This window comes from Enterobacter roggenkampii, from assembly GCF_001729805.1.
GTDB lineage: Bacteria > Pseudomonadota > Gammaproteobacteria > Enterobacterales > Enterobacteriaceae > Enterobacter > Enterobacter roggenkampii.
Window position 1 is genome coordinate 3,941,727 of the sequence record NZ_CP017184.1, and the last position, 25,612, is coordinate 3,967,338.

23 protein-coding genes and 1 tRNA gene are annotated in these 25,612 nt (G+C 56.8%); 10 read left to right on the forward strand and 14 right to left on the reverse strand.

Going from position 1 to position 25,612, the window contains the following annotated elements; genetic code table 11:
* Positions 1–122 precede the first annotated feature (122 nt).
* Together BFV67_RS18375 and BFV67_RS18380 are read left to right on the forward strand one after the other, a co-directional pair.
* The gene (locus tag BFV67_RS18375; protein WP_008499781.1) at positions 123–836 is read left to right on the forward strand and encodes a DUF554 domain-containing protein; all 714 of its coding nucleotides are present in this window, start codon (positions 123–125) and stop codon (positions 834–836) included.
* A gap of 95 nt (positions 837–931) precedes the next feature.
* Positions 932–1,007: transfer RNA gene (locus tag BFV67_RS18380), tRNA-Phe, on the forward strand.
* Between the two features lie 55 nt (positions 1,008–1,062).
* On the opposite strand, the gene BFV67_RS18385 is transcribed toward BFV67_RS18380, so the two are convergent.
* Positions 1,063–1,590 carry a helix-turn-helix domain-containing protein gene (locus tag BFV67_RS18385; RefSeq protein WP_021242095.1) on the reverse strand — a complete coding sequence of 176 codons (528 nt, stop codon included), beginning with the start codon at positions 1,588–1,590 and terminating at the stop codon, positions 1,063–1,065.
* A 672-nt stretch (positions 1,591–2,262) separates the two neighbouring features.
* Between BFV67_RS18385 and pgaA the strand changes: the two genes are divergently transcribed.
* Genes pgaA through pgaD form a run of 4 tightly spaced genes read left to right on the forward strand, consistent with a single transcriptional unit; the run spans position 2,263 to position 8,399 of the window.
* A complete protein-coding gene (pgaA, locus tag BFV67_RS18390; RefSeq protein WP_069598773.1) occupies positions 2,263–4,701 on the forward strand; it encodes a poly-beta-1,6 N-acetyl-D-glucosamine export porin PgaA in 2,439 nt (812 codons plus the stop codon).
* A gap of 2 nt (positions 4,702–4,703) precedes the next feature.
* The gene (gene pgaB / locus BFV67_RS18395) at positions 4,704–6,647 is read left to right on the forward strand and encodes a poly-beta-1,6-N-acetyl-D-glucosamine N-deacetylase PgaB (protein WP_162274159.1); all 1,944 of its coding nucleotides are present in this window, start codon (positions 4,704–4,706) and stop codon (positions 6,645–6,647) included.
* Positions 6,640–7,971, forward strand: coding sequence for a poly-beta-1,6-N-acetyl-D-glucosamine synthase (pgaC, locus tag BFV67_RS18400; protein WP_065101625.1), 1,332 nt, complete (start codon positions 6,640–6,642; stop codon positions 7,969–7,971). Before pgaB ends, pgaC begins: the two co-directional genes overlap by 8 nt.
* Entirely contained in the window at positions 7,968–8,399 is a 432-nt protein-coding gene (gene pgaD, locus BFV67_RS18405; protein ID WP_008499789.1) for a poly-beta-1,6-N-acetyl-D-glucosamine biosynthesis protein PgaD, read from the forward strand. The genes pgaC and pgaD overlap by 4 nt, the downstream gene beginning before the upstream one ends.
* 52 nt (positions 8,400–8,451) lie before the next feature.
* Here pgaD and gss read toward each other — a convergent pair whose 3' ends face one another.
* The 6 genes from gss to BFV67_RS18435 form a co-directional block, all read right to left on the reverse strand.
* The gene (gene gss, locus BFV67_RS18410; protein WP_025912482.1) at positions 8,452–10,314 is read right to left on the reverse strand and encodes a bifunctional glutathionylspermidine amidase/synthase; all 1,863 of its coding nucleotides are present in this window, start codon (positions 10,312–10,314) and stop codon (positions 8,452–8,454) included.
* Between the two features lie 183 nt (positions 10,315–10,497).
* Entirely contained in the window at positions 10,498–11,475 is a 978-nt protein-coding gene (locus BFV67_RS18415) for an ABC transporter ATP-binding protein (RefSeq protein WP_031275154.1), read from the reverse strand.
* Positions 11,472–12,449 (reverse strand): ABC transporter ATP-binding protein, encoded by a 978-nt coding sequence (locus BFV67_RS18420; protein WP_069598774.1) that lies wholly within the window; start codon positions 12,447–12,449, stop codon positions 11,472–11,474. Before BFV67_RS18420 ends, BFV67_RS18415 begins: the two co-directional genes overlap by 4 nt.
* A complete protein-coding gene (locus tag BFV67_RS18425) occupies positions 12,442–13,287 on the reverse strand; it encodes an ABC transporter permease (RefSeq protein WP_069598775.1) in 846 nt (281 codons plus the stop codon). Before BFV67_RS18425 ends, BFV67_RS18420 begins: the two co-directional genes overlap by 8 nt.
* 5 nt (positions 13,288–13,292) lie before the next feature.
* Entirely contained in the window at positions 13,293–14,246 is a 954-nt protein-coding gene (locus BFV67_RS18430; RefSeq protein ID WP_008499794.1) for an ABC transporter permease, read from the reverse strand.
* Positions 14,247–14,291: 45 nt separating this feature from the next.
* On the reverse strand, positions 14,292–15,881 hold the full coding sequence (locus tag BFV67_RS18435) for an ABC transporter substrate-binding protein (RefSeq protein WP_069598776.1): 1,590 nt from the start codon (positions 15,879–15,881) through the stop codon (positions 14,292–14,294).
* Positions 15,882–16,126: 245 nt separating this feature from the next.
* On the opposite strand from BFV67_RS18435, the gene yghU reads away from it, so the two are divergent.
* The 3 genes from yghU to BFV67_RS18450 all read left to right on the forward strand — a co-directional run bounded on the left by yghU (position 16,127) and on the right by BFV67_RS18450 (position 18,081).
* Positions 16,127–16,993: a glutathione-dependent disulfide-bond oxidoreductase gene (gene yghU, locus BFV67_RS18440; protein ID WP_008499796.1), complete on the forward strand. Its 867-nt coding sequence runs from the start codon at positions 16,127–16,129 to the stop codon at positions 16,991–16,993.
* Positions 16,994–17,151: 158 nt separating this feature from the next.
* Positions 17,152–17,484, forward strand: a complete 333-nt coding sequence (locus tag BFV67_RS18445; protein WP_008499797.1) for a glycine zipper domain-containing protein — start codon at positions 17,152–17,154, stop codon at positions 17,482–17,484.
* 273 nt (positions 17,485–17,757) lie between these two features.
* Positions 17,758–18,081 (forward strand): hypothetical protein, encoded by a 324-nt coding sequence (locus BFV67_RS18450; protein WP_065101629.1) that lies wholly within the window; start codon positions 17,758–17,760, stop codon positions 18,079–18,081.
* Here BFV67_RS18450 and BFV67_RS18455 read toward each other — a convergent pair.
* The 4 genes from BFV67_RS18455 to BFV67_RS18470 all read right to left on the reverse strand — a co-directional run bounded on the left by BFV67_RS18455 (position 18,059) and on the right by BFV67_RS18470 (position 21,902).
* Positions 18,059–18,862 carry a DUF4225 domain-containing protein gene (locus BFV67_RS18455; protein WP_021242104.1) on the reverse strand — a complete coding sequence of 268 codons (804 nt, stop codon included), beginning with the start codon at positions 18,860–18,862 and terminating at the stop codon, positions 18,059–18,061. The two genes, BFV67_RS18450 and BFV67_RS18455, sit on opposite strands and share 23 nt — an antisense overlap.
* Positions 18,863–19,033: 171 nt before the next feature.
* Entirely contained in the window at positions 19,034–19,936 is a 903-nt protein-coding gene (locus tag BFV67_RS18460) for an alpha/beta hydrolase (RefSeq protein WP_069598777.1), read from the reverse strand.
* Positions 19,923–20,822 (reverse strand): alpha/beta fold hydrolase, encoded by a 900-nt coding sequence (locus tag BFV67_RS18465; RefSeq protein ID WP_069598778.1) that lies wholly within the window; start codon positions 20,820–20,822, stop codon positions 19,923–19,925. The genes BFV67_RS18460 and BFV67_RS18465 overlap by 14 nt, the downstream gene beginning before the upstream one ends.
* Before the next feature lie 24 nt (positions 20,823–20,846).
* Positions 20,847–21,902, reverse strand: coding sequence for a sugar phosphate isomerase/epimerase family protein (locus BFV67_RS18470; protein ID WP_069598779.1), 1,056 nt, complete (start codon positions 21,900–21,902; stop codon positions 20,847–20,849).
* A gap of 141 nt (positions 21,903–22,043) precedes the next feature.
* Here BFV67_RS18470 and BFV67_RS18475 point away from each other — a divergent pair, with 141 nt between their 5' ends.
* Positions 22,044–22,634: a TetR/AcrR family transcriptional regulator gene (locus tag BFV67_RS18475; RefSeq protein WP_021242108.1), complete on the forward strand. Its 591-nt coding sequence runs from the start codon at positions 22,044–22,046 to the stop codon at positions 22,632–22,634.
* A gap of 85 nt (positions 22,635–22,719) precedes the next feature.
* On the opposite strand, the gene BFV67_RS18480 is transcribed toward BFV67_RS18475, so the two are convergent.
* From BFV67_RS18480 to BFV67_RS18490, 3 genes are all read right to left on the reverse strand, one after another.
* A complete protein-coding gene (locus BFV67_RS18480) occupies positions 22,720–22,992 on the reverse strand; it encodes a hypothetical protein (protein WP_023294550.1) in 273 nt (90 codons plus the stop codon).
* Positions 22,993–23,194: 202 nt separating this feature from the next.
* Positions 23,195–23,449 carry a hypothetical protein gene (locus tag BFV67_RS18485; RefSeq protein ID WP_045409503.1) on the reverse strand — a complete coding sequence of 85 codons (255 nt, stop codon included), beginning with the start codon at positions 23,447–23,449 and terminating at the stop codon, positions 23,195–23,197.
* A gap of 126 nt (positions 23,450–23,575) precedes the next feature.
* Positions 23,576–25,123, reverse strand: coding sequence for a methyl-accepting chemotaxis protein (locus BFV67_RS18490; protein WP_023326068.1), 1,548 nt, complete (start codon positions 25,121–25,123; stop codon positions 23,576–23,578).
* Between the last annotated feature and the right edge of the window lie 489 nt (positions 25,124–25,612).

The window sequence follows — 25,612 nt, forward strand, 5'->3', positions numbered from 1 at the left end:
ACCTTTTATTTTGAGGTGCAAGAAGGAATCAGTATGCACTTATATCACCCAAAGCTAAGGCCCGCGCAGCGCTGACGTGCCATAATAATGCAATATCAATGATTAAATAACAGGAGTTAAGCGTGGTTATCGGGCCATTTATCAACGCAGGAGCCGTATTGCTGGGCGGCGTACTCGGCGCAGTGCTGAGCCAGCGGCTGCCGGAGCGTATCCGCTCATCCATGCCCTCGATATTCGGCCTGGCCTCGTTAGGGATCGGTATTCTGTTAGTGGTCAAATGCGCCAACCTGCCGGTGATGGTGTTGGCCACCCTGCTCGGCGCGCTGATTGGCGAGTTTTGCTATCTGGAAAAAGGCATCAATAATGCGGTAGGCAAAGCCAAAAACCTGATAGCCCGACCGGGCAAGGCGAAGCACGGCACGCACGAGACGTTTATTCAGAACTACGTCGCCATCATTATTCTGTTTTGCGCCAGCGGCACCGGGATTTTCGGTTCGATGCAGGAAGGGATGACGGGCGACCCGAGCATTTTGATTGCAAAAGCGTTTCTGGATTTCTTCACCGCCACTATTTTTGCCACCACGCTCGGCATTGCCGTCGCGGCGATTTGCGTGCCGATGCTGCTTATCCAGCTGGCACTGGCTACCTGCGCCACGTTAATTCTCCCACTCACTACGCCGGCGATGATGGCAGACTTTACCGCCGTCGGCGGCCTGCTGCTGCTTGCTACCGGGCTGCGCATCTGTGGGATTAAGATGTTTGCCGTGGTGAACATGCTGCCCGCGCTGCTGCTCGCCATGCCGCTCTCCGCGCTCTGGACGCACTTTTTCGCTTAAGGATGCGGCGAAATGGTGAGAGATTGCGCAGTCCGTAACGAAAACAACATTTTTCGTTGACGACACCGGGCAGATCGGGTTTAATGCGCCCCGTTGCCCGGATAGCTCAGTCGGTAGAGCAGGGGATTGAAAATCCCCGTGTCCTTGGTTCGATTCCGAGTCCGGGCACCACTATTTAAAGAACCCGCCCTCGTGGCGGGTTTTTGCTTTTGAATTCCTGACAACTTTAGGGATCGTTCCCACCTGCGCCCAGCAGTTTGTTTTTGAAGATAAACAAACACGCCTCGTTGAAGTTCTCCGCCCCCAGTCGTTCCGAGAGCGCCATTCGTTTGCGATAGAGACTTTTCACCGACGTATTCAGCTCGCCTGCAATCTCCTCCATTGACATCCCTGCTCTCAGCAACCGCAACATGATCGTTTCATGCGTGCTCAGCCGTAAATTCAGCAGCCACTTCGTGGTCAGGCGACGGCCCTTCATATTGAGCACCAGGTTAAACAGCGAGGCCATGTCCGGCGCCGTCAGCGACGTGTTCATAAACAGCTTCATACTGAGCAGATTCTCCTCGCGATGGCGCATATCAAGCATAACGCAGCAAATCGTTTTTTTCGTTCTGGCCGGATGGCGTATCAGGTAATCATATAAACGGAGCGGCGCACGACTATCAATCAATACAGAATATTCATCTGCACCGTTATCAAATATGTTTCTGTCAATCGAATCGAGCAGGATAATATCCGGAAAAAATATCCGCATCCCCCTGACAAGGTAGCGATCCTGAGTCACTAACACTATTGAAGTTGCCACTAACCATCCCTTTTAGATTAAAGCAAGAACGATCCTGCGAAAAGAAGACCGCCTTCGTTTTATAGCGCTGTTATATTAACGATAGATGTATTCTGGCTTTAGACATCCCTCAATACACACATTGATGAGTAAGACTTCCTGTAGACTATCATTCAATGTCTGTCTTTAATTATAAATAAAAAACAATCGCAGAAAAGTCACTTCTCTAAACATTAAGAATTTTTGTCATAAAACTTCCCAAACATGCACCAGAAAGTACTTTAATTGAGGCTAGCAAGCGTCATTAAAAATATATACAAAACTGTCACAATAAAAATAAAATCATTATATTTCAATGGATTACAATTAACCACTCAATTCAAAATAAACACAAAAATCCGCTCATTACAGAATTATCTCAAAACGACACAGCCGCTTTTCAGCATATTTATCGGGCAACATATCGGGTGTACATTACCTCCCATCCAGTCCACTAAGATGAGGCGCCATAATTACCTTTAAGTAAGTACCCCTTAACGTTACTGCATTCAGATTTAATGTTCTCATTTATGGCCTTTAACGCAGAGTTAAAAGGCAGCCGTGTTATGCAATGGATTCATGATAAACAAATGGCAAATAGATATGGAAAGATCGCTTCGCTTCAGTACATTATTCTTTTATCGCACCCCAACATTATTGTTTCTGTTATTACTCTTTCCTGTTCTGGTTCAGGCGACGGAATCCGTTTATGAGCAACAGATTCAACAGGCGCGTAACGGTAATTACACGTCGTTTCTCGATTATCTTCAGCGCTATCAGCAGCAGCATGCCCTGACGCCTGAGCACGTTGCGGACTGGTTACAGGTGGCGGCCTGGGCAGGCCATGATGACGAGGTTATTCAGGTCTGGCAGCGCTACAGCATTTATATGCCGCTGCCCGCCCGCGGCGTTGCGGCTGTCGCGCAGGCCAGACGAAATCAGAAAGCGTGGGAGCCCGCTCTGGCGCTCTGGAAAGAAGCGCGCAGCCTTGCGCCGGATAACGACGATTATCGTATCGGCTACATCAAAACCCTGGCCGATGCCCGTAAAGATACGCTTGCCCTTCAGGAGGCCCGACGGCTGGTGGCGGAGGCCCCCTCGCAGGCGCATCTTCAGACGCTGGCATACGTCTGGCTACGCCAGGGAAAAAGCTGGGATCGGCTTTTAGCCGACACGCGCGCGCTGTATGTCGCGCCAGAAAATCACGCGCTTCTCCGCGAGCGGGTCGACGCGCTAACGGATAACCGGGTCAATACCCCCGCGCTCCTGCTTTCACAAAAGGTGGCGCTAGCCCCCGCGGAGCGTCGTCGTCTTGAGCTGAATGCCGCCGCCGAAAGCGTTCGCCTTGCAGACGTGCCGGGCAGAACAGAAAAGGAGCGCCTGCAGCTTGCGCAATCCGCGCTGAATCGTTACGACGCGCTGCTGTCTCGCTGGCAGAGCGAGCCGCAGGCCGCGGAAGACGTCGTGCTTGCGCGTATCGACCGGCTCGGCGCGCTGTATGCCCATGCCGATTACCCGCGGGTCATCAGCGAATATCAGGATCTGACGGCAGCCCGGCATCCGGTGCCGGGCTGGGCAATCGGCTGGGTGATCTCCGCATATCTGCAGGAGAAAAACGCTGCCGCCGCCTTCGCGCTTCTGCAACGCTATCCGCAATACGCATCCGATCCGCAGGACGAAGAGCACGCGCTTTTCTACGCCTGGCTGGATACGGGAGAGTATCCGTCCGCCCGCCGGTATGCAGAGCGCCACACCCGCAACGTTCCCTGGACCCGTTACGATTTCGGTTCCCCTACCCCTCAGCCGAACGATCGGTGGCTTACCGGTCAGTCGCTCCGTTTTAACTATTTGCTGGCGACGAATGCCCTGCCGGAAGCCGAAAAGCTGGCGCGACGTCTGGCAGCAACCGCGCCGGGCAATCAGGGATTGCAGATTGACTACGCCACCCTGCTGCAGGCGCGAGGCCTGCCGCGCGCGGCCGAGCAAACGCTGAAAATGGCGGAGGCGCTGGAGCCCTCGAATCTGGAGCTTGAGCAGCAGCAGGCTTACGTCGCCATGGATCTGCAAGAGTGGCGGCAGATGGATTTACTGGCCGACGACGTCGTTGCCCGCGCGCCGCGCGATCGCAGCGCCAGGCGTCTGGACAGGCTCCGCACCGTCCACCATATGTCCGAGCTGCGCCTCAACGCGAGCAAGGGTTTGCACTCCGATAACCCCGTCAGCGGGACGCACGACCTCAACTGGGACGCCACGCTCTATGGCCCGCCCATAGCGGATAACTGGCGGCTGTTTGCCGGCACCCGCTATGCAGAGGGCAATTTTGATGAAGGCAAGGGCTCCAGCCGTCACCTGTTGGGCGGCATCGAATGGCGGCCACGCGATCTCCAGCTCGAAGCCGAGCTCTCAAGCAACCGCTATCACGGGGCAAACAAACCGGGGGCTCGCCTCTCAACGACGTACAGCCTCACCGATAGCTGGCAGGTCAGCGGCAGCCTTGAGCGCCTGTCGCGCAACACGCCCCTGCGGGCGTTACGCAACGGGATCAGCGCCAACCGGGGGGAAGGCGGGGTGCGTTGGTATCAAAACGAGCGCCGTGAGTACCAGTTCAGCGCCGCCGTCAGCCGCTTCTCGGATCATAACCGCCGACAGGAATACACCCTCACGGGCAAGGAGCGTCTCTGGCAGACCCCGTCCCTGACGCTGGATCTCGAACCGGGGATCGCCGCCAGCAAAAACAGCCTGCGGGACACCCTCTATTACAACCCGGCGCGGGATCTCTCCGTGACGGCCGCCCTGGCCGTCGACCATGAGATGTATCGCCATTACGACACCCTCTGGAGCCAGCAGTTCGCGGCGGGAGGCGGCCGCTACTGGCAGAAAAATCAGTCCGCTGGCGCCATCGCTCTGCTGGGTTACGGACAACGCGTTCAGTGGAACAACGTCATGGACACCGGCGTGATGCTGAACTGGGACAAGCGTCCTTACGACGGCAAACGCGAGAGCAACCTCTCCGTCACGTTTGATGCGACTTTACGATTTTAAGGATGATGATAATGAACACACGTTTTTCCGCGAGCCTGATACTCATCGGCTGGCTCTGCCTCAGCGCAAATGTCTGCGCGCAGGCATTTTCGTTTATTGCGCCCAAAGATCGGCCGCAGCTGGAGGCGAGCAAACCCTGGCCGAAGAACCAGTTTCTGGTGCTGGCCTACCACGACGTCGAAGACGATGCCGCCGATCAGCGCTACCTCTCCGTGCGCACCAGCGCGCTAAACGAGCAGATCGGTTGGCTGCTGCACAACGGTTATCACGTCATCAGCGTGCAGGACATTCTGGATGCCCATGACGGAAAAAAAACGCTGCCGCCTAAAGCCGTTCTGCTCAGCTTTGACGACGGCTACAGCAGCTTTTACACCCGCGTCTGGCCACTGCTTCAGGCGTGGAACGTCTCTGCGCTCTGGGCGCCGGTGGGCAGCTGGGTGGATACGCCGGAAAATCAAAAAGTTAACTTCGGCGGTCTGATGACGGCCCGCGATCGTTTCGCGACGTGGGATATGGTGCGCGAGCTCAGCCGGTCTCCGCTGATTGAGATCGGTTCGCACACCTGGGCCTCGCATTACGGCATTGTTGCCAACCCGCAGGGCAGCCGCGAACCGGCCATCGCCAACCGCTTTTACGATAAAGCGACGGGCCGCTATGAAACCGATCGGCAGTTCAGCCAGCGGATCGGCGATGACGTTCACAAAGTGACTGAAAAAATCACGCAGGTGACGGGCAAGGCGCCGCGCGCCTGGGTCTGGCCCTATGGCGCCGCCAACGGCACGTCGCTCGCCATCGCCAGACAGCAGGGTTATCAGCTGGCCTTTACCCTTGAGGACGGGCTGGGGAACGTGCAGGAGCTGGGAAACATCCCCCGTCTGCTGATTGCCGGCAATCCCTCGCTCAAGGCGTTTGCCAGTACGGTCAGCCAGGTTCAGGAGCGCGAGCCCGTGCGCGTCATGCACGTCGATCTCGACTACGTTTACGATCCCAATCCAGCCCAGCAGACGCAAAACATCAACAGGCTGATCCAGCGGGTCTACGACATGAAAATCAGCCATGTTTTCCTGCAGGCATTTGCCGACCCGCAGGGCGATGGCAGGATCAGGGCGCTCTATTTCCCCAACCGCCAGCTGCCGGTCCGGGCCGACCTGTTTAATTTTGTCTCCTGGCAGCTGCAAACCCGGGCGGGCGTGAAAGTCTTCGCGTGGATGCCGGTGCTCTCGTTCGATCTCGATCCTGCCCTGCCGCGCGTGCAGCGTCGGGACCGCTCGTCAGGCCAGCGGCGCGAAGCCACCGATCCCTATATCCGGCTCTCCCCGTGGGACCCGCAGGTGCGCCAGCAGGTGACGGACATCTATGAAGATCTGGCCCGCTATGCCAGCTTCAACGGGATCTTGTTCCATGACGATGCGGTGCTGACCGACGTGGACGATGGCCCTCAGAGCACAACACGTCAGAAAAGCCAGACGCTTATCGGGTTTACCCACGCCCTGAGCCTCGCGGTGAAGCATATCCGTGGCCCGCAGATAAAAACCGCGCGCAACATGTTCGCCTTGCCCATACTGCAGCCCGAAAGCGAAGCGTGGTTCGCCCAGAATCTTGACGATTTTCTGGCGGAGTATGACTGGACGGTGCCGATGGCTATGCCGCTGATGGAGTCCGTCCCGGCAGACGATAGTGATGCCTGGCTGACGCGTCTGGTGAAAGCGGTCGCCGCGCGTCCCGGCGCACTCGATAAAACCATTTTCGAGCTGCAGGCCAGGGACTGGGATGGGAAACCGCAGCGCGCCGTTTCCGACAGCCAGCTGGCACAGTGGATGCGCGTGCTCCAGCTGAACGGCGTCAAAAACTACGGCTACTACCCCGACGATTTCATCAACAACCAACCTGATATCTCACGCATCAGGCCTGTATTTTCTTCGTACTGGTACCCTGACAATGACTGATCGCATTATCGCCTTTTCCATTTTATGTCTGGTATTCGGGTTGCCGTTAGGCGTGGCCGCCCTCTTTACCGGCGAGCTGATTCTGGATTTTGTGTTCTTCTGGCCGCTGTTCATGTCGGTGCTCTGGATAACCGGCGGGCTCTATTTCTGGTTTCAGCTTGAACGCCACTGGTCGTGGGATAAAGAGACGCCCGCCCCGACGCTCGCCGGTGAGCCGCTCATCTCCATTCTTATCCCCTGCTTCAACGAGGGACGAAATGCCCGGGAGACCATCAGCGCCGCGCTGGATCAGCGGTATGAAAATATCGAGGTCATCGCCATCAACGACGGCTCGTCTGACAACACCGCGCAGGTGCTGCAGGCGCTGGCGCAGGAACATCCGCGCTTGCGGGTAATTAATCTCGCGGAAAACCAGGGGAAAGCGCTGGCGCTCAAAGCCGGTGCAGCGGCGGCCCGGGGCGATCTGCTGGTCTGCATTGACGGCGACGCCCTGCTCGACCGCGATACGGCAGCGTATCTGGTGGCCCCGCTGATTCAGTATCCCCACGTCGGGGCGGTCACCGGGAATCCGCGTATCCGCACGCGCTCCACGCTGATCGGTCGCATTCAGGTGGGCGAGTTCTCATCCATTATTGGGCTCATCAAGCGGACACAGCGGATCTATGGCCGGGTCTTTACCGTCTCGGGCGTCATCGCCGCCTTTCGCCGACAGGCGCTGGCGGACGTCGGGTACTGGAGCCCGGACATGATCACCGAAGACATCGACATCAGCTGGAAGCTGCAGCTGCGCCACTGGGATATCTTTTTCGAGCCGCGGGCGCTGTGCTGGATCCTGATGCCGGAGACGCTGAAGGGCCTGTGGAAACAGCGTCTGCGCTGGGCCCAGGGCGGTGCGGAGGTGTTTCTGGTCAACCTTCGCAGGATTGTGCGCTGGGAGCATCACCGCATGTGGCCCCTGTTTCTTGAGTATGCCCTGTCAACGCTGTGGGCCTTCGCCTACGCCATGACGGTGCTGTTATTTATCCTCAGCCATATCACGCCGATTCCCGCCAGGCTGACCGTGGAGAGCCTCTTTCCACCGGAGTTTACCGGGCTGCTGCTGGGCGTGATGTGCCTGCTGCAGTTCCTGGTCAGCCTGTTCATCGAGCGTCGCTATGAACGGAAGGTGGCCAGCTCGCTTTTCTGGGTGATCTGGTTCCCGATGGTGTACTGGATGATCGGCCTGTTCACCACCCTCGTCGCATTTCCAAAAGTCATGCTTAAACGCCAGCGCGCCCGCGCGCGCTGGATCAGTCCGGACCGGGGAAAAGGAAGCCTTCAATGAACGAAAATACCTTAATTCTGACCGAACATCGGCTCTTGCCACGTCTTTTCGATGCCGCGTTAACGCTGGTGGCGTGGGGAGGCTTTCTGTTTTTCCTGTATGCCCGGCTCTGGATGCAGCTCACCGAGGAGAGCGACCACCGCTGGAGCGTGATTATTGCGTCCTTTAATACGGTGTTGCTCTACCTGCTGTTCGCCGCGCTCAACGGCTGGCTGCTGATTTTGTGGTATCAGTACAATCGCCGTCGGGCCCACGCGAGGCGGCGTCAGCCGGGCTATTTTCACCAGGAGGAGCTGGCCCGCAGCTTTAATGTCTCACCGCAGATCATCTCTGAGATGAGCCAGTACAACCTGCTGACGGTCTATCATGACCAGATTGGCCGCATCATCGATCTGAAGATCAACGGGCAGGAAGAGGAAGAACAGTAACAAAAAGCCCCCGCAGGATGCCGTGCGGGGGCTTTTTTATTGCGGGTAAGAGCTACTTATCTTTAACCACGATCAGCGGCTCAATATCGCTCTCTTTCTTCACCACCAGCGAGTCATCGCCGCGCAGGCAGGTCCCACCGTAGTTCCCGCCCACGGTAAAAGTACAGACCTGTATGTACTTGCCGTCGACCTTCGGCAGGCACCAGAGCTGCTGGTAGATGTTTTTGCGGTCAACAAACTTGCCGCTGGATTTATCCAGCAGTTCGTCCTGGGCGCTGATCAGATCGATATTACTGCCGCAGCGTCCGGCAATCGGCTTAACGGCGTATCCGGTCTGCTTCAGCAGATCGTTGACCTCAAAATCGGTGTCGAGCAGGTAGCGGTGGTTCGGGAACAGTTGCCACAGCACCGGGAGAATCGCCTTGTTGCCGGGAATAACGGTCCACAGCGGTTCAAAGACCAGCACCTCCGGGCGCAGCAGGACGTCAATCAGGCGCACTTCGCCTTCAGGATGTCCGGTGCGGATCGGCACCGCCGCGTATTCGGTTTCGCTGACCTCGCGGATCTGCTCAATCGCCGTCTCCCACGCCCAGGTTTTCCACACGCAGTTGACGTGGCGCCCCTCGTCGTCAATCAGCTGTCCGGCGGCATCCCAGCTGAGCGCCCCCAGACCGTGGAGGATTTTGGTCTCGAACCCGGCCTGCAGCAGAGAACGCTGGATAAAGAGCGCGTGATAGTCCTCTTCGACATCGTTGTCCTGCATGATGTGCACGAACGGCCGCGCGTGGCTGTGCTTCCAGGCGCCGGTCAGCTCTTCCAGCAGGCCTTCTGCCGGGTTATGCCCGTTGCCGCGATAGCCGTTTTTCACCCACTCCTCAAGGATCAGCCCGCCCTCGGTATGGCAGGAGGCGGAGTCGGCATTGTACTCGTAGACCTTGATGCCGCGCTCATCCATGCAGAAATCCATACGACCGGTGATCATATGGTGACGACGCCACTGCCAGGAGAGGCGCAGGCGCGGCCAGAGGATTTTCGGGATGTCGAAAAGCGCCAGCAGGCTGTCGTCTTTCAGCACCTTATCCGTGGCGTGCAGGTACATCAGGTGCAGCTCGTTGGTGGCTTTGATCAGCTCCTGTTCGGCGCTTTCGGTAATGGTGAAGTACTGGCAGGGATCTTTGTTGATCACGTGACCGTTGGCGCGAATATACGCCTGCTGCAGCGCGTCATTTTCGTTGAGCCACTTGCCGTCGAACTGACGTGTGTTTTTCAGCCGCGCGCCGCTGATTTTCAGCAGTTCGCCGTCGATTTCCGGCTGCGGAATGCTGTGTTCTGTGTCGTCGGTCTGGATCATCCAGCCGAGAATTTCCGTGTCGCTGAAGGTGTCGTGGAGGGTGTAACACCCGTTCTCCACGCTCAGGCGCAGCTCGCGCGTCCACTGCTGCCCGAGCGGCAGCGGAGAGTGAATCACGTTCTGCTCGGCGATACGCACCTTATCGTCCAGAAGCTGGGTGATCACCGCCACGTGGCCGGTCTCGTGAAACTCGCCGCCTTTTTGCCAGATCAGCAGCGCCCCGGCGCGCGGCGCGCGTTTTGAGCCGTTGGCAAACGCCTGAAGGGGCAGAATGTTATCGTTCACCACCTGACGCAAAAAGCGCAGGGAGAAGATCTCCCACGCCATGCCGACGTCGGTAAACACAAAGCCATAGTTGAGGAACAGGAAACGGCGGGCAAACTCAACGCACTGCCACTTGTGGCCCATGTATTCGTTGCCGATGTAGCTGCGGAAATCCGCATCTTCCGGATAGTTTCGCGGGTCCAGACTGCCGTAATTTGAAGAGTAAATCGCCACGCCACCGGGCGCATAGCCTAACAATGTCCCGAATGGCGCATCACTGCTTAACGTTCCTTTACGCATGTATCCAACCTAAAACAGGCAGGCGGCAATTTTTATGGGTTGTCGTCGTCTGCACGTTGTAATTAACCTGACAGAGGAGCGTTTATCATACACCTGCGTGGTAAATAATTCGCCTTACCCGGCCGACAAAACGCAAAACCCTGTAGGTCGGGTAAGCGAAGCGCCACCCGACACGTTTAAGGCTCACATCTTAAACAGCCAGCACGCCGCGAAATGCCCTGGCGCGATCTCCTGCATGGCAGGCTCCTGCGTCTGGCAAACCGGCACGGCGTGCGGGCAGCGGCTGCAGAACTTACAGCCCGGCAGCGCGGACGTAGGGCCGGGCATTTCGCCGCGCAGGGTTGCGTCTTCGAGGTTGCGAATCCGCGGGTCGGGCTGGGGAACCGCCGCCAGCAGCGCGCGGGTATAAGGGTGCGCCGGACGCTGATACAGCTCATTCGCCGGGGCCACTTCCACCAGCTTACCGAGGTACATCACCCCAATGCGGCTGGAGATATGGCGCACCATCGAGAGATCGTGGGCGATGAACAGATAGGTCAGCCCCAGCTCCTGCTGCAGATCCTGCAGAATATTCACCACCTGCGCCTGCACCGAGACGTCCAGCGCCGAGAGCGGCTCATCGCACAGCACAAATTCGGGACGCACGGACAACGCGCGGGCAATACTGATGCGCTGGCGCTGCCCGCCGCTGAACTCATGCGGAAACCGCTCAAGGTGTTCCTGCTTAAGCCCCACTTTGTAGAGCAGCGTTTCCGTTCGTTCGCGCTGTTCTTCACGGCTGTAGCCGTGGATCTGCATCGGCTCGGCCACCAGCTGCCGCACCGTCATGCCGGGGTTGAGCGAGGAGTAAGGATCCTGAAAAATCGCCTGCATCCGCTTACGCAGCGGCTTGAGCTCTTTTTCGCGGGCATGGGCAATCGCCTGTCCGGCAAAGTGGATCTCACCCGCGGTGATATCGAAAAGGCGCAGGATGGCGCGACCGAGGGTGGATTTCCCGCAGCCGGACTCGCCCACCAGGCCAAACGTCTCGCCGGGCTGGATATCAAAGCTCACGCCATCAACCGCCTTCACCGCCGCGCCTTTACGCAGCAAACCGCCGTTAAGCGCATAGTGTTTGCGCAGATCGCGCACGCTTACTAAAGGGGCCTGTTGTTCACTCATGCCTGAATCTCCTTATCGGCCCATAGCCAGCAGGCGGCGCGATGGCCTTCACCCATGGCGTAAAAAGCGGGCTGCCGTTCACACTGGGGCATGCGTTTCGGGCAGCGTTCGGCGAACGGACAGCCCGGCGGCGGGTTAAGCAGGCCAGGCGGCGCGCCTTCAATGGGCGATAAACGTTGGTTGACCTCATCCGGACGCGGCAGCGAGGCCAGCAGCCCCTGGGTATAAGGATGCGCAGGACGATAAAAAATGTCCTCCACGTTCCCCTCCTCCATCACCAGCCCGCCGTACATCACCACCACGCGGCTGCAGACCTGCGCCACCACGCCGAGATCGTGGGTGATCAGCAGAATCGCGGTTTGGGTCTGCTGTTGCAGGCTTTTCAGCAGTCGCAGGATCTGCGCCTGAATGGTGACGTCCAGCGCGGTGGTCGGCTCATCGGCAATAAGCAGCTTCGGGTTGCAGGAGAGCGCAATGGCGATCATCACCCGCTGGCGCATCCCGCCGCTGAACTCGTGGGGATACTGGTCGTATCGTCGTTCCGCCTCGGCAATGCCCACCTGTTCCAGCATGGCGATCGCCGCCGCTTTGGCCGTTCTTTTGGTGAGCCCTTTATTGCGCATCAGGATCTCGGTCATCTGTTTGCCGATGGTCAGCACCGGGTTCAGGGCGGTCATCGGATCCTGGAAAATCATCGCGATCTCATTGCCGCGAATGGCGCGCATCTGCGCAGGGGTTTTCTGCGCCAGATCGTCATTCTGGAAACGAATGCTGCCGCCGGTTATCCGTCCGTTGTTCCCCAGAAGCTGAATGATCGACTTACAGGTGACGCTTTTCCCGCAGCCCGACTCGCCGACGATGCCGACGAGTTCGCCCGGCTGCACCTGAAAGCTCACGCCGCGCACCGCGTGAACCTCGCCCTCGCGGGTGCGGAAGGTGGTTTGCAGGTTCTCAAGCGCTAATAAGTTACTCATCGCGATTCGCTCCTGGCTCAAAGGCGGTACGGAACACATCGCCCAGCACGTTAAAGCTGAACACCGTCAGCAGGATCAGAATGCCGGGGAACATCGCCAGCCACGACGCTTCGCCAATATACGACTGGGCGTTGTTAAGCATGCTTCCCCACGACGCCGCCGGTGCCTGCACGCCCAGCCCTAAGAAGCTGAGCGTCGACTCCATCAGAATGGCCGAGGCGATATTGAGCGTGGCGGCCACGATAATGGTCGGCAGCACGCCGGGAATAATGTGGCGAACGATAATGCGCAGCGGGTGCTCCCCCGACGCGCGGGCATAAAGCACATACTCGCGCTCTTTCACCGACAGGGTTTCTGCGCGCACCAGCCGCGACATGTTCATCCACGTCAGCAGGCTGATGATCAGAATGATGTTATCCACGCCCGGCTTGAGGTACGCATTCACCACCAGCAGCAGGAAGAAGGCCGGGATGGCCATCAGGATATCCACGGCGCGCATCATCAGGTTGTCCAGCCAGCCGCCAAAGTAGCCGCTCACCGTTCCCACCACCGTGCCGATAAGCGTGGAAAAGAGCATGGCGAGAAAACCGACCATCAGGGAGATCTGGCCGCCATACAGCGCGCGGGTGAAGTAGTCGCGCCCGTACTCGTCGGTGCCGAACCAGTGTGCGGCATCCGGCGGCAGCGTGCGTGCGCCGAGCGCCATCCGATCCGGATCGTACGGACTCAAGCCCGCACAGAGCGCGGCGACAACGAAAATAAAAAGCACAAACAGGGAGAACTGCGCCGGACGGTTGCGGCGCAGCTGGTAACGAACCTGCTGCCAGCGTCTGCTCATGCGGGTTACCTCAGCGTACGAATGCGGGGATCGGCGAAGCGATAAAGCAGATCGGCGATCAGGTTACCGACGATCAGCATCATCGACGAGAGCATGATGATCGCCATGATCAGCGGGTAGTCCAGCGAAGCGATCGACTGGATCCCGAGCAGCCCCATCCCCGGCCAGGAGAAGACGCTTTCCGTCACGTAGGCCCCCACAATCAGCTCACCGAACGACAGCCCAAACAGGGTGATCACCGGCAGCAGCACGTTTTTCAGCACGTGGCGGAACAGAATGCTGGAACGCGTGGCGCCGTAAGCCAGCTGGGTCTGCACGTAGTCGGCCGAGAGCTGCGAGATGGTGTTGGAGCGGATGTAGCGCACGTAGCTGGAGAGGTTGTAGAACGTGAGGGCAATACACGGCAGCACGCCGTGGCGCAGCACGTCCAGCGCATTATCCTCCATGCCGATGGTGCGCATCCCCATGCTGGGGAACCAGTTAAGCTGCACGGCAAAAACGGTGATGAGCAAAATGCCGAACCAGAAAATCGGCACCGAGATGCCGATATAGGCGAACAGGTTCAGCAGGTGATCCAGCCAGCGGTGCTTAAATGCCCCCGCCAGCAGGCCCAGCGGGATGGCCAGCACGATCGCCAGCAGCAGCGACGCGCCCATCAGCCCCAGGGTGGCCGGAATGCGTTCGCCGATCATCTCGAGCACCGGACGGTGGTAGATCAGCGAATAGCCGAGATCGCCCTGCAGGACGTTTTTCAGCCACAGGACGTACTGCGTGACCAGGGGCTTATCCAGCCCCAGGCTCTGGCGAATACGTTCGATATCTTCCGGAGCCATGCGCGGCGTAATGTACGCCGCCACCGGATCGCCGGGCGCGAGCTTGACCAGCAAAAACGCCACCAGCGAAATGAAGAACAGCATCGGCAGCAGCTGCAGCAGCCGACGCGTGAGAAGTGTGTTCACGACATGCCCTTACCAAGGCCCCGACCCGACGGCCGGGGCAATCGCTTATTTCTGATAGATTTTTGACAGATCCTGGAACAGATAGACCGGTTTCGGCTCCGCTTCCTGGGTGCCGCCGAAACGCTTGTCTACCGCGACGGTCGCATTGGTATAGGCGATCGGGTAGTACGTCATGTCGTTCGCCACGATCTGCTGAATTTGCTTGTAGATATCGGCACGCTTCGCGGCGTCGGTTTCCACGGCGCCTTTATCCCACAGGGCATCAAACTGCGGATTTTTGTAGTGCGCGTAGTTATAGGCTTCGTTGCTCATGAACAGCGATTTGTAGCCGTCCGGCTCTGAGCCCATGATGTAGCCGCCCAGGTTCAGCTCCCACGCGGTGTTGTTCATATCGAGGCTGCGCTGGGACATGGCGTTGGAGTCCAGCGGCATCAGCTCCACGTTCACCCCAATGCCCTTCAGCGCCTGCTGAATGTAGAGCGCCATGCTCTCCTGGGTTTTGTTGGTATTCACATACGCCAGGCGCAGCTTGAGGTTGTCCGGCGCGCCGGACGCTTTAAGCCGCTCTTTGGCTTTTTGCAGGTCGAATGTGTATTGCTCGACGTCATCCGTCTTGTAAAGCGTATCGGGCGTCAGGAAGGACGTCGCGGGTTTGGCGTAGTCCAGCGAGGTAAAGGCGGTCTGGGTCAGCTCGTCTTTGTTGATGGCGTACGCAATGGCCTGACGCAATTCTTTGCTCTTCATTACCGGCACGTTCTGGTTGAACGTCATATAGGCCAGACGGCCTTCCGGATAGACCACGAAGTCAAACTTACCGGTATTTTTCAGGCGGTTCACATCCTGCGGGTCAACCATCTTGAGGTTGATTTCACCGTTTTGCAGCGCAAGGTTGGCGGCGTTACTGTCTTTGGCGAAACGGTAGGTCACCGAATCTAGCTTCGCTTTGCCGTTCCAGTAATCGTCAAAACGGGTCAGGGCATAATATTGTCCGGCGCGGTACTCTTTAAATTTGAACGGCCCGGAGCCGACCGGTGCATCGTTTTTGCTGCTCTTTTCCAGGTCGCCTTCGCCGGCGAACACGTGCTGCGGGATCGGGTAGATCTGTACCAGCGTGCCGGTAAAGGCCGCGCTGACCTGCGGTAAGGTGAACTTAACGGTGCGGTCGTCAACCTTGCTTACCTGTACCGGCTTATCGCCGTAGGTGAACATGCTGCGGAAGAAGCTGTGCTGTTTGGCATCCAGCAGCTTGTTGAACGTAAAGACCACGTCGTCCGCCGTCAGCGGCTGGCCGTCCTGCCATTTCAGGTTCGGTTTTAACGTCAGGGTGTAGCTGAGGTTGTCGGCAGAGGGCGTGAGGCTTTCCGCCAGGCCCCATTCGATCTTACCGTCGTTGAAGCTATAGAGGGGAGCATACAACGCTTGCATGATCGTCAACGTGGTACGGTCGCTGGCGTAGAGCGGATTTACAGCTAACGGGTCGCCGGAGGTAATACCGATAATCAGCGAACCGCCCGCTTTTGGCGCATCGCTTTTTGCCGCTGAGGGCGTATTTGTCTCTTTATTTTTCGCATCATCACAGCCCGCCAGGCCTAACGCGAGCGAAACAACCACTGCCGATAACAAAAGCTTGCGCATCTCACTAACTCCTTGCCTTATAAAGTGTTTATGACTGCATCTTTTATTTATGTTGAAGCATCATATGCAGCTTTATCCGTTTACGCATTAATTATGAAAATGCGATTTTCGATTAAGCTTATACCTGATTTGATATATATAAGCGCCGGAAGGAATAGCGGCAGATCGATTACGCTCAGTTCGTTAAACGCTTCACAAATCTCCTGCTACACTGCCTCAACACATCACTCAAAAGGCAGGCCAACATGTCAGACAACACGTATCAGCCACCCAAAGTGTGGGAATGGAAAAAGAACAACGGCGGCGCGTTCGCCAATATCAACCGCCCGATTTCCGGCGCGACCCATGAGAAAGATCTTCCTGTCGGTTCGCACCCGCTGCAGCTCTACTCGCTCGGCACACCGAATGGACAGAAAGTGACGATCATGCTCGAAGAGCTGCTGGCGCTGGGCGTAACGGGCGCGGAGTACGACGCGTGGTTGATCCGCATCGGCGAGGGCGATCAGTTCTCCAGCGGCTTCGTTGAGGTGAACCCGAACTCGAAAATCCCGGCGCTGCGTGACCACTCCACGAACCCGCCAACGCGCGTCTTTGAATCCGGCAATATCCTGCTCTATCTGGCGGAGAAATTCGGCCACTTCCTGCCGAAAGATCCGGCGGGACGCACCGAGACGCTGAACTGGCTGTTCTGGCTGCAGGGCGCGGCACCGTTCCTCGGCGGCGGCTTTGGCCACTTCTATAACTATGCCCCGGTAAAAATTGAGTACGCGATTGACCGCTTCACCATGGAAGCCAAACGCCTGTTCGACGTGCTGGATAAACAGCTGGCGCGCGGTCGCTACGTGGCGGGTGAGGAGTACACCATTGCCGATATCGCCATCTGGCCATGGTTCGGCTGCGTGGCGCTGGGCAGCGTGTATAACGCCGCTGAGTTCCTCGACGCAGAAAAGTACACCAACGTGCAGCGCTGGGCGAAAGACGTGGCGAACCGCCATGCCGTTAAGCGCGGACGCATCGTTAACCGCACCAGCGGCGAGCTGAACGAGCAGCTTCACGAACGCCACGCGGCGAGCGACTTCGAGACCAATACGGAAGATAAGCGTCAGGCGTAATGTTCTGCCGGGCGGATCGCCGCCCGGCAACCGAGATCCTTTCGCAGGGCATGATTGGCCTAAAGGTTGAGCCGGTATTGCTGGCACTATCTGTGCGTTTTTCTCACCTCAGAGTGAGAAGCGACGTATCAACCGACAGCAGTCACAAAGGATCTGTTATGAAACTGATTAAAACAACGCTGGTTATCAGCGCCCTCATTTTTTCCACCTCGGGAATGGCCATCGATAAAACCGCCGCTGGCGCGGTAGCAGGCGCTGCCATTGGCGCGGCCACGGGCAAAGATCTGAAATCCACCGTTGGCGGTGCAGTTGTTGGCGCAGGCACGGGTGCCATGTTCAAAAACGGCGACAAAGGTAAAGCCGCGCGTAAAGGCGGCGCCGTAGGGGCTGCCGTGGGCGCAGGCGCCGCGGCGGTTACCGGCAAGAGCGTGCTGAAAGGTGCAGCCGTTGGCGCGGGCACGGGCGCGCTGATTGGTGAAGCGACGCACTGATAAACGCCGTAGTTCTGACTTTAGAATCGGTATGATGATGAAACCCAGCTATTATGCTGGGTTTTTTGTCTTATCTCGGTTCCGTTTGAGAAACGGGAAGTATTACCGCGATCGTTACGGGTAGCCTCCTGTTTGCGGTATCCTTATGTTCGGGACTTTCTCCGGAAAGTTGTCCGCATTTCATGTTCCGTAATTTCTTTTATTTTGCTTACGCTGGCCACCTGGGATTATTGGTCTGATACAGTATACTTTCGCCTGTTTAGGGAGGACGTGATGGCTATCAGTGAGAAAGACCTGCTTGAGGCAGGTTTCAGCAAAAGCGAAGTAGACAATTTAAAGGGCCGACTCGCAGCAGCCGGAGGCACAATGCAGCATCTCATCGATGCGCTATCACGGCGCTTCCGGGTTTCGGTATGGATCACGGTCGCGCTGGTTCTGGTTATGCTGGTCACCCTTATCGCTGGCAGCCGGACACACATTCTTTCCGGGGGCATGAGTTCCCTTGTTGTCCTGATCATTGCCTGGGTGACCTTTCCACCAGCTCTGGGCTGGAAAGCATTCCGCCTGCAGAAGACTATTTCCCGGAAGGCTCGATAGTCAGTAAATCAAGCGCCACTTTGGCTTTAACACCCCATCCCGCAATTTTAAGCGCCATCGCGGGACGTGGCGTATCGGATACTTTCCTGAAGAAATCGGGCCTGGTCCAGTACCACAGCCGTTGCGCTTCGGGTTTCAGCCTCAGACCATACGCGCCGTAGACTTCACTAAAGAGCGTGACAGCCTTGTAGGTCCCCAGCCCCTGCTGCCGGCTGAAGCCCAGGAATTCTGCGACCTCCATTGAGCCGTCAGCGAAAATTCCCTCCGTCTGCTTATCACCGAGCAGGTTGTGTGCGGCCTCACGTGAAATAGTGTTAAGCCCGTTGACAACAATCACGGCACCGGCCACCACCCCCAACGGCGTCATGGAGGACATCATGACGATCCCACCAAAGATAGCCGCTCCGGCTACCACCACGTCAACAGCTGAGATGATGTAACCTACAATTTTGTTCTCGTGCCGGACAACCTTCACCTCGGCATAGAGTTTTGCATAGCCGGTTTTGAGAGAATGGGACTGTTCAAGCAGACTGGTGTTCTCTGCACGCAACGCCTGCAGGCAGGCCATACAGTCATCATCCGTTTTTGCCCGGCGTGCGGCCTCAAACTGGGCCATGATGAATGCCCTGATCTCATCCACAAACTGAATCCGGATAAAACCATCCTGAAGATGCATAGCCGCGACCGTGTTGGCCGTATTAACCAGTTTTCTGGCCTCCAGATTGATCATAGTTTCCGCCCAGGCTCGGGGATTCTGGCCGGGTAAAAGCAACGTGTCCATTTTATCGCCTCGCTGATCTGTTTCAGAAAGCATATTCCCGAAACGATTTTTGACAACAAAAAATGGGTATTGCCTCGGCAATATTGCAGAACTAACCGATACCGCATCGCGGCATGGAGGCGAGAGGTAAAGATAAAGGGCTCCGTTTGGAAAACGGAGCCCTACTCTGAACTATATACAAGCCCGTTCGAACAACCGCCCCGCGGCTGGCGTTAACCCTGACATATGCATGCAGGCATGCACCATTCCCGGCAGCCGTTCACAGCGCACAGGCACCCCCGCCTCCTGAAGCCGTCGCGCATACGCTTCAGCCTCATCGCGCAGGGGATCATATTCACAACTCAGGATGGTTGCTGGCGGTAATCCCCTCAGCGAGGCCATATGCAGCGGCTCAGCATAGGGATGACGACATTCTCCCAGATAGTTCTCCCAGCAAAACGCCATCGCATCACGCGTTAAAAAATAACCTTCAGCAAATTCACAATAGCTTTCGGTCGACATTTCGCGACTTAATGCCGGGTAGAGCAGCAACTGATGCTCAATGTGAGGTCCGCCGCGATCCCGTGCCAGCAGAGCTGTGGCTGCAGCGAGATTTCCGCCTGCACTGTCGCCCCCCACCGCCAGACGGGTCGCATCTATCCCCAGAAGCGCGGCCTGTTCACTGGCCCAGTATAGTGCCTGATAAACATCTTCTAACGGCCTTGGGAAGGGGAACTCCGGCGCCAGACGGTAATCCACGGAGAGTATTTTCCTGCCAGTGGCATTGGCCAGTGCCTGACAGGGTCGATCATAGAGCGACAGCGACCCCAGACACCATCCACCGCCGTGAGCAAATAGTATGGCAGGCTGCGCAATGTCCGCGTTTGAGGCTGCTGGGGTATAGGCACGAAGGGCAATGGCGTAACCATCATCAGCGATGACAACATAGTCCTGCATGTCATCGCTTAATTCATCCTCTCCCTGCAGCCGCAACAAATCTACTTCGGTGGCGGCACGCAGGCCGCCTAACGACGCCGGTTGCGGCGCGCCCGATGATGCAGCCAGAAAGTCAGCAATGTGTTTATCCAGCGGCACGATCGTTGCCCTCTGAGAGAAAGGGCACGATCAGCCCAATAAACGCCTCATGACACTCTTCGGTAATAAAATGCCCGCAGTCCGCCACCGTCTCGCCACGCAGATCAAGGGCATTGCCCTGGAGGGTTATCAGCGGTGCATCGCGCGTGGCATGTTCGGCCCCCACCGTTAATACCGGCATGGTTAAAGGCGTTTGCGAACGGCGCTGGTTCTGCCGGATGGTTTCCGGGATAGCGCGATAATAGTCGAAGCCCGCACGCAGCCCGCCGGGTGTCGAATAGGCGGCGATATACACCTCTGCAGCGACCTGTTCACGGCGATGCGACCAGCGATCGAAAATATAGCTGAGATAATGTGATTCGCGCCCGCTGGTCAGGGTCTCGGGTAAATCCGCCAGTTGATTGAACATGAAGTGCCAGAGAAAGATGTTCTCTTCCGGTGCGACGAAAATCGGCGGTGGCGGTGCCAGTCCAGGAATAACCGCTTCTGTCAGCACAAGTCGTTCTATTGCCTGAGGAAAATCGCTCGCTATGGCATAGCCAACCCACATGCCGATATCGTGGCCCACTATGCTATAACGCGCATGACCCCACTGCGCCATCATGGTATGCAGCATGGCACCGACACGTCCGGTGTCATAGCCGTCGCGCGGTTTATCGGACTCACCAATACCCGGAGGGTCGACCGCTATCGCCTGAAAACCCGCCGCCGCCAGCGCCTGAAGAACATAACGCCAGGTATACCAGGTCTGCGGCCAGCCCGGTATCAGTAATACCGGTTGACCTTTTCCCGCCACGACGCAATGGATGCGCTGTCCGTTCACTTTCGTATAGACGTGTTCTGCCCTGAGATCCGCATGCGCGATCTCACCGTATTGTTGTTCCATGGGGACTCCCTGTAATGTCGTGGCTTAGCGAATGCCGAGTAGTGCGTTGATTTGCTGAGGGTTAACCGGCGCACCGGCGAAATCATCAAAGACTTTATCGGTAATGTGAATAATATGGTCGCGGATGAACGTAGCCCCTTCTCTGGCACCATCCAGCGGGTTTTTCAGACAGCACTCCCACTCCAGGGTTGCCCAGCCAGCATAATCGTATTGGGTCAGCTTCGAGAAAATGGCCCTGAAATCCACCTGGCCGTCACCCAATGAGCGAAAACGTCCTGCACGATCAACCCATGACTGATAGCCACCATAAATACCCTGACGACCGGTCGGATTAAATTCAGCGTCTTTCACGTGGAACATGTTGATCATGTCCTTATAAATATCAATAAACTCCAGATAGTTAAGCTGCTGGAGCACCATGTGGCTGGGGTCGAAAAGTATCCGGCAGCGGGGATGTTCTTTTACCCTTTGATAAAACATTTCAAACGTCACCCCATCATGCAAATCTTCACTCGGGTGGATCTCATAGCAGAGGTTAATGCCCTGCTCTTCGCAGGCGTTAAGTACCGGCATCCAGCGTCTGGCCAGCTCGTCAAAGGCGGTTTCAATTAACCCTTCCGGGCGCTGCGGGAACGGGAACAAATAGGGCCACGCCAGCGAGCCAGAAAAGGTACCCAGATCGCTGAGGCCAAGCCTGGCAGAGGCCTTGACCGCCATCAGCAGCTGTTGCCGTGCCCATTCGCTACGGGCTTGTGGGTTGCCGTGGACTTCCGGCGGCGCAAAGCTGTCGCATAAGCTGTCGTAAGCAGGATGGACCGCCATCAGTTGGCCGAAGATATGGCTGGTCAGTTCACTCACCACCAGGCCATGCTCCGCCAGCATACCGACCAAATCATCACAGTAGGTCTGACTTTCTGCGGCCGTCGCCACGTCGAAGAGACGGCGATCCCATGCCGGAATTTGCAGGGCGCTAAAACCCGTTTCCGCCGCCCACCGGGCTATCGCCGGCAAATCATTAAAGGGGGCCGCGTCATCGCTGAACTGGGCCAGATGGAGAGAGGGACCTTTGAGGGTTTTCATCGTATACTCCTATTGTTTGTCGATTGACAAACAATAGGAGTAAAGCCGGATAACCGCAAGCGAAAATTATAAATTCGTTGGTAATCCAGATGATTTAGGCGATCCTGTTGCACAGAATTCAGGACCAACCGGAGCAACAAAATGGCAGGCAGACCGCGCCAGTTCGATCGTGACCAGGCGCTTATCAAAGCGCGCAACCTATTCTGGAGACAGGGTTATGAAGGAACCTCGATGTCAGATCTGGTGGCAGAGCTGGGTATCGCGTCGGCACGGATTTACAAGGCGTTTGGTTCAAAAGAACAGCTCTTTCGGGAAGCTATCGCTGATTACGAAAATCAGGAAGGCAGTTTTGCGGATCGGGCCTTAGCCGCTGGGGGCACAGTGCGGGATACCCTCCAGACGCTATTAATGGATGCGGTTCACCTGTACTGCCATCCGGATTTGCCGCAAGGATGTATGGTGGTGGCCTCTGCAGCCAGCGTCAGCGCAGAAAATGAGCCGATCAAAACCTGGCTGGCGCAGCATCGCCTGCAGCGTACACAGCAGATCATCGACCGTCTCCATCAGGCAGTGCAAAACGGTGAACTGCAGGATACGACCGATGCAGAGAGTCTGGGAGACTATTTCGCCGTCTTTTTACACGGTTTGTCGGTGCAGGCCCGGGACGGTGTTCCGGAATCACGTTTGCAGGCGGCGGTTAAGCAGGCGCTTAACCTGCTGCCGCCTTCCTGAGTGCGACGCTGAGGAAGGCCGCACAGCGTGGCCTTAGCGCGTTCTGCCGTAAGGCGGAATTACTGACACGTTACGCAAAATCGCATCAATGGTGATCGTCATACTGATGCTCAATCACCATTCCTTCCGCCACGCTCGCCACATGGCGTGCACGCGGGTGATAGACCGGTGCAGGGGCGGCATACGTTGTTTGTACAGGTGCAGGCGCAACGCTTACCGCCTCAGGAACCGTAGCTGACTGCGGAACAATCACGACCTTATACCCGGTGGGGACATCGACCGTGACGCTCTGGGCCATCGCTGTATTGACCACGGCAAAACCTGCCAGGGCAGCAAATAAAATAATACGGTTTTTCATAAATTGAATTATTTCCTGTATCAAGAAGATAATTCATTATGTCGACTGAATCTTAAGACAATATTAATTTTCATGTTCTGAAATGTGCAGAAAATGCCAAATATATTGTCACAAGCGAATATTTTAATTTTTGAAATATATTGACTTACGCTTTTTAAAAAGGCGGCAAGAAACATGCTCGCATGCCGCCTCGCCTGTTATGTTAATACTTAATATCCCGCGCTTTTTGCCGCCCGGCCTGTTTCATCTGACGTTTATCTTGGCGGCAGTCGTGATTACTCTGGTTATTGTTCGCCACGCAGGTCTGTTTCACCTGCCGTGACGCGTCGCGGGTTTCCTGCCTGACATCACGCGCCACGCGCCGCTCCTGCGCCTGCTGGGTCGCACTGGTGGAAACCGAGAAAAGCGTCAGAAAAATGAGAGAAAGGACAGGGATAAAAGATAACGATCTGTTCATAGCAACACCTCGTAGAAGAGAGTCCAGAACGTCAGGGGTTAGCAAAAGAATAGCAGTTTCAGAGCACGCGGAATGGGGAAGGCGTTAATAATGTAAGGCCGCTCAAGGCGGCCTTATCACGTTGCGTTATGCCGTCAGGCGGAACTTCTGCACCGAGCGCTGAAGATCTTCGGTCTGACGCTCCAGCGCCGAAGCCGCCGCGGAAACCTCCTCCACCAGCGAGGCGTTTTGCTGGGTGACGCCGTCCATCTGCGTAATGGCGATACCGACCTGCGAAATGCCTTTACTCTGCTCCTCAGAGGCAGAGGCGATTTGCTTCATAATGGTCGTCACTTCCGTCACGTCCCGCAAAATCGCATCCATGGTCGTACCCGTGTCGCTTACCAGCTTTGCACCCTGCTCGACGCGGGAAACGGAATCGGTAATCAGCCCCTCAATCTCTTTCGCCGCGTTGGCGCTGCGGCTTGCCAGGTTGCGGACTTCGCCCGCGACGACGGCGAAGCCGCGCCCCTGTTCGCCCGCGCGTGCTGCTTCAACCGCCGCGTTAAGTGCCAGAATATTGGTCTGGAAGGCAATGCTGTTAATGACGTTGGTGATTTCAGCAATTTTCTTCGAGCTTTCCGAAATACCGCTCATGGTGCTTACCACCTCTTCCACCAGCGAACCGCCGCGGCTGGCGGTGGTTGAGGCCACATCGGCCAGCTGGCTTGCCTGACGGGCGCTCTCCGCGTTCAGTTTCACCGTAGCGGTCAGCTGTTCCATGCTGGCTGCCGTCTCTTCCAGCGCCGCCGCCTGCTCTTCGGTACGGGAGGAGAGATCGTTGTTACCGCTGGAAATCTCCGTCGCCCCGCGCCAGATATTTTCACTGCCGGAGCGGATCGTGCTGACCGCCTCGCGCAGGCTGTCCTGCATGGCGCTCAGCAGCGGCACCAGCTGTCCCACGCAGTTGCGGCCGAACGGTTCAATGGGCTGGCTGAGATCGCCCTGAGCAATCTGGCGGAACTGCTGGCGAATGCGGTCGAGCGGTTTGACCAGCATCGCGACCAGGTAACGGTCGGTGAAGAGCAGGATCAGCAGACCGACGATCGTGGCGACGATAATCACCGTACGGGTCATGCTGGTCAGGCCGTCCACCACCACGCGGGTGCTGTCGAGCGACTTCGCGGCAGCATTGTTGAACTCTTCAGCCGCCGCGCCGAACGCGCGGCTCAGCGTTGGCGTGACGTTATTGGCCTGCTGACGATAACCGTCCAGCGCGCCCAGTTTCGCCTGCTGCATTTGCGGCGTCACGCCCTGTTCGAGCAGCGCCTGCCAGGCACCGATCACCCGGGAAGAGACCTGGGGATCCATTGGGCCTGGGGAGATCGCCTTCATCTCGGCCAGCTTCTTGCCCATGTTATCCAGCGCCTGCTGGGCAGAGGCCAGATCCGGCGTGCCGCCTGCGGCTTTGACTTCCATTGCGCGGCTCAGACGGGTCACAAAGCGGAAATACTGATCGTTGCCCTGGCTGAGCACCGTCATCTGCTTGACCAGCTGACGGTCCACCTCGTTGCCATCAGAAACGCGAGACAGAGACCAGGTGCTGTACAGCCCAACACCCGCCCACATTAAACAAAAGATCCCGAGAATCGCCAGCATGACGAAACGGATCGTGAAATTACGGAGCATATTCATAAGTCTTCCTTGCCGTGAGGGTGAATTCGCCCAGAGGCGAGTCTTACCCTCGTTATCGGCAGAAACTGACGAAGTTATACTATTTCGCGCGTAATTTTATAAAAATCTTCGCTACCCTGCCGTTCGCCGGAAAAGGATAATCACTGCGGGGAAAATCTTACTGGTCAATACATGTTTTCATATTTCAGCAGCCGTCGAAATGTAAAACAGACAAACAGTTAATTAACCTCACAACCCGAAAGGATGAATACCCTGATGAATGAGACGGTCAAAGAAGCGCACGACCGGTCAAGAAACCCTTTAATTTGTATGCAAATCATTCCAAAGCATTTAGCTCATGAATTAAATTAAATTTATTAATCAGATTTAATTATTTAAACGCTAATTATTGTGCAGGATATTTTTTTAGATTTCATTACATCCTTACCTGCTGAGGAAGTTCTTATTTTAAATAAATTCATTTAAAAAGAGCCGGACAATTTTCGACTC

Excerpts from the sequence above, each read along its gene's own strand:
- BFV67_RS18385 (WP_021242095.1), bottom strand. The coding sequence starts at position 1,590 with ATGCGGATATTTTTTCCGGATATTATCCTGCTCGATTCGATTGACAGA.
- pgaA (WP_069598773.1), top strand. The coding sequence starts at position 2,263 with ATGGAAAGATCGCTTCGCTTCAGTACATTATTCTTTTATCGCACCCCA.
- pgaB (WP_162274159.1), top strand. The coding sequence starts at position 4,704 with ATGATGATAATGAACACACGTTTTTCCGCGAGCCTGATACTCATCGGC.
- pgaC (WP_065101625.1), top strand. The coding sequence starts at position 6,640 with ATGACTGATCGCATTATCGCCTTTTCCATTTTATGTCTGGTATTCGGG.
- pgaD (WP_008499789.1), top strand. The coding sequence starts at position 7,968 with ATGAACGAAAATACCTTAATTCTGACCGAACATCGGCTCTTGCCACGT.
- gss (WP_025912482.1), bottom strand. The coding sequence starts at position 10,314 with ATGCGTAAAGGAACGTTAAGCAGTGATGCGCCATTCGGGACATTGTTA.
- BFV67_RS18415 (WP_031275154.1), bottom strand. The coding sequence starts at position 11,475 with ATGAGTGAACAACAGGCCCCTTTAGTAAGCGTGCGCGATCTGCGCAAA.
- BFV67_RS18420 (WP_069598774.1), bottom strand. The coding sequence starts at position 12,449 with ATGAGTAACTTATTAGCGCTTGAGAACCTGCAAACCACCTTCCGCACC.
- BFV67_RS18425 (WP_069598775.1), bottom strand. The coding sequence starts at position 13,287 with ATGAGCAGACGCTGGCAGCAGGTTCGTTACCAGCTGCGCCGCAACCGT.
- BFV67_RS18435 (WP_069598776.1), bottom strand. The coding sequence starts at position 15,881 with ATGCGCAAGCTTTTGTTATCGGCAGTGGTTGTTTCGCTCGCGTTAGGC.
- yghU (WP_008499796.1), top strand. The coding sequence starts at position 16,127 with ATGTCAGACAACACGTATCAGCCACCCAAAGTGTGGGAATGGAAAAAG.
- BFV67_RS18445 (WP_008499797.1), top strand. The coding sequence starts at position 17,152 with ATGAAACTGATTAAAACAACGCTGGTTATCAGCGCCCTCATTTTTTCC.
- BFV67_RS18450 (WP_065101629.1), top strand. The coding sequence starts at position 17,758 with ATGGCTATCAGTGAGAAAGACCTGCTTGAGGCAGGTTTCAGCAAAAGC.
- BFV67_RS18455 (WP_021242104.1), bottom strand. The coding sequence starts at position 18,862 with ATGGACACGTTGCTTTTACCCGGCCAGAATCCCCGAGCCTGGGCGGAA.
- BFV67_RS18465 (WP_069598778.1), bottom strand. The coding sequence starts at position 20,822 with ATGGAACAACAATACGGTGAGATCGCGCATGCGGATCTCAGGGCAGAA.
- BFV67_RS18470 (WP_069598779.1), bottom strand. The coding sequence starts at position 21,902 with ATGAAAACCCTCAAAGGTCCCTCTCTCCATCTGGCCCAGTTCAGCGAT.
- BFV67_RS18475 (WP_021242108.1), top strand. The coding sequence starts at position 22,044 with ATGGCAGGCAGACCGCGCCAGTTCGATCGTGACCAGGCGCTTATCAAA.
- BFV67_RS18480 (WP_023294550.1), bottom strand. The coding sequence starts at position 22,992 with ATGAAAAACCGTATTATTTTATTTGCTGCCCTGGCAGGTTTTGCCGTG.
- BFV67_RS18485 (WP_045409503.1), bottom strand. The coding sequence starts at position 23,449 with ATGAACAGATCGTTATCTTTTATCCCTGTCCTTTCTCTCATTTTTCTG.
- BFV67_RS18490 (WP_023326068.1), bottom strand. The coding sequence starts at position 25,123 with ATGAATATGCTCCGTAATTTCACGATCCGTTTCGTCATGCTGGCGATT.